This is a genomic window from Pseudomonas sp. MIL19 (genome assembly GCF_028680365.1).
In the GTDB taxonomy this organism is placed as follows: Bacteria; Pseudomonadota; Gammaproteobacteria; order Pseudomonadales; family Pseudomonadaceae; genus Aquipseudomonas; species Aquipseudomonas spirodelae.
Genome location: NZ_JAPPVG010000068.1, coordinates 1 through 2,737, shown reverse-complemented (window position 1 = coordinate 2,737; position 2,737 = coordinate 1). Strand labels below are relative to the sequence as shown.

Sequence of the window (2,737 nt, the reverse complement as noted above, 5' to 3'; positions counted from 1 at the left end):
GCCTGAACCGCCGTGTACGGAACCGTACGCACGGTGGTGTGGGAGGACGGCGGCCGTGAGGCCGCCTCCTACCCGATCTTGGCACCAGGGGTGTCTGCTGTCCTTGTGCGGCCAAGATGCACAGTCAGCCTTCTTGTTTGATTTAGCCAATACTGTATTGGCAGATGGCCGCTGTATCACCCACAATTCAGTGATCTGTACCGGTGCAATTTAGGTGGATCGGTTTACTGTTACGGTTCAGTCAAGCAGGAACGCGGTTATGACCAATCTGTTGCTTTATCAGCGCATTGCCCAGCAACTGGCGGAAGATATTCGTCGCGGCGTTTACCAGCCCGGTGAGCGCGTGCCTTCGGTGCGCAAGATGAGTGCGCAGCTCAATGTCAGCCATGCGACCGTGCTGCAGGCCTACGCCAACCTGGAAGACCAGGGCCTGATTCGCGCCCGCCCGCAGTCTGGTTTCTATGTGCACCAGACGCCGGCCCTGACTGCACCCACCCCGGATATTGCGCGGGTCGAGCGCCCGGGGCTGGTGACACGCAGCAGCATTATCAACCAAGTACTCGCCGAATCACGTCGCGAGGGAGTTTTCCCCTTGGGCGCAGCGGTGCCGCATGTGGATTACCTGCCGGTGCGCGCGTTGCACCAGCAGTTGGCTAAGGTCACGCGTTTTCACAGTGCGCGGGCTTTCAGCTATATGTTCAGCCCCGGTTTTGAGCCGCTGCGCCGCCAAGTGGCGATCCGCATGCGCGACGCTGGCGTAGTGGTCGACCCGAGTGAGGTGGTGATCACCCACGGCTGTGTGGATGCCTTGCAGATGAGCCTGCGGGTACTGACCAAACCGGGCGACCTGATCGCCACCGAGTCACCCACTTACTATGGCTTGTTGCAGTTGGCTGACTTGCTCGGCCTGAAGGTCATCGAGATCCCCAGCGACCCGGCCACCGGCATCAGCCTGGAAGCCCTGCAGTTGGCGGCGAATCAGTGGCCGATCAAGGCGCTGGTGCTGACCGCGCGGTTGAGTAACCCATTGGGGGGCACCATTCCCGAGGAGCGTCAGCGGCAGTTGCTGCGCCTGGCCAGTGATTACGATATTCAGATTATTGAAGACGATATCTATGGCGAGCTGATGTTCGAGCAGGGCCCGACCAAGGCGCTCAAATCCCATGACCGTGAAGGCCGGGTGGTGTATTGCTCAAGCTTCTCGAAAACCCTTTCACCCGGGGTACGCATTGGCTGGATCGTCGCTGGCAAGTACCAGGATGAAATCCAGCGCCTGCAGACCTTTAGTACTCACTCGGCGTGCAGCGTGACGCAGATGGCCGTCGCGGCATATCTGGAGAACGGTGGTTATGACCGCCATCTGCGGTTTATCCGGCAGGAATACCGCAAGAACCTCAGCGCTTTCCAGTTAGCGGTGCAGCAGTATTTCCCCGAAGGCACGCAGATGACTCGCCCCAAGGGCGGCTTTATTCTCTGGGTCAGCCTGCCTGCGCGGGTCAATACCAAAGACCTGCACGTTAGCGCCTTGCAGCAGGGCATCAGCATTGCGCCTGGGCTGATCTTCAGTAATACCGAGCAGTTCAACCACTGCATTCGTCTGAACTGCGGCATCCCGTGGAACCGTGAGGCCGAGCGCGCCTTGATGACCTTGGGCATGCTGGCCGGGCAGCTGTGTCAGGAAGGCGTTGCGAGTTTTTAACAGCGCTTTAACCCGATTTGAATGAGGGCTGCGTCTACCTGGGCGAATGGTTTGTTCCGATCGCTCAGGAGATGCGCTCATGTCTACTTACCCCGTATTGCTTAGTCGTCCTCTGCTTGCCGGATTTACCGCTGGCGTACTGATCAGCCTTGGTGCATGCAGCGCCGCCAACCCCGATGCGCCGAACAAGGTGGCGACTGCTGCCATGCTGAGCGATCAGGCTCGTGACCGTACCGAGTTGCATGAGCAACTGGCCGCTGCCCCGGCTGAATTGCAACGCAAAAGCTTGGTAGCGGGCAGGGCCGTGATGCCCAGCATGGCGTATGCGCCGATGCCGATATCTGTGCAGGCCGATGCCATACGGCCGGGCTACCGTGATGAGAACCGCGAGCAGTATCAGAAACTAGCCGACAACCCCGTGCACGCCGTCGCCGAGACGCCGGTATCGACCTTTAGCATCGATGTGGACACTGGCAGCTACGCCAATGTGCGGCGTTTCCTCAATGGCGGGCAATTGCCGCCGCAGGAGGCGGTGCGCCTGGAGGAGTTGGTCAACTACTTCCCCTACGCCTATCCGCTGCCCAAGGGCGATGTGCCGTTTGGTGTGCACACCGAGCTGGCGGTGACGCCGTGGAATTCAGAAAGCCGCCTGCTGCGTATCGCCATCAAGGCCTCGGATCAGCGGGTAGACGAGCTGCCGCCGGCCAATCTGGTGTTTCTGGTGGATGTCTCCGGCTCGATGGACCGCCGCGATGGCCTGCCCATGGTGCAAAGCACCTTGAAGCTGCTGGTCGAGCAGCTGCGCGCTCAGGACAAGGTATCGCTGGTGGTGTATGCCGGCTCATCCAGCGTGGTGCTGGAGCCAACAGCCGGCAGTGATAAAGCCAAGATCCGTGCGGCTATCGACCAGCTTACGGCGGGCGGTTCAACGGCGGGCGAGTCGGGCATCCAGCTGGCGTATCGTAAGCGCTCCATAAACCCCACCTGCCCATAGCCCGCATATCATTGGATGCTGAGCTCCCGTTTTAACTGGAGTTC

General features: G+C 60.2%; 1 protein-coding gene and 1 pseudogene. Both read left to right on the top strand.

Translation table 11 applies throughout. The features are described 5' to 3' along the window. The first annotated feature begins 259 nt into the window (after positions 1 to 259). Positions 260 to 1,699 carry an aminotransferase-like domain-containing protein gene (locus tag N1078_RS19295; RefSeq protein WP_274089683.1) on the top strand — a complete coding sequence of 480 codons (1,440 nt, stop codon included), beginning with the start codon at positions 260 to 262 and terminating at the stop codon, positions 1,697 to 1,699. A 205-nt stretch (positions 1,700 to 1,904) separates the two neighbouring features. Next, positions 1,905 to 2,666, top strand: a pseudogene (locus N1078_RS19290) (VWA domain-containing protein); the annotation flags it as partial. Positions 2,667 to 2,737 lie beyond the last annotated feature (71 nt).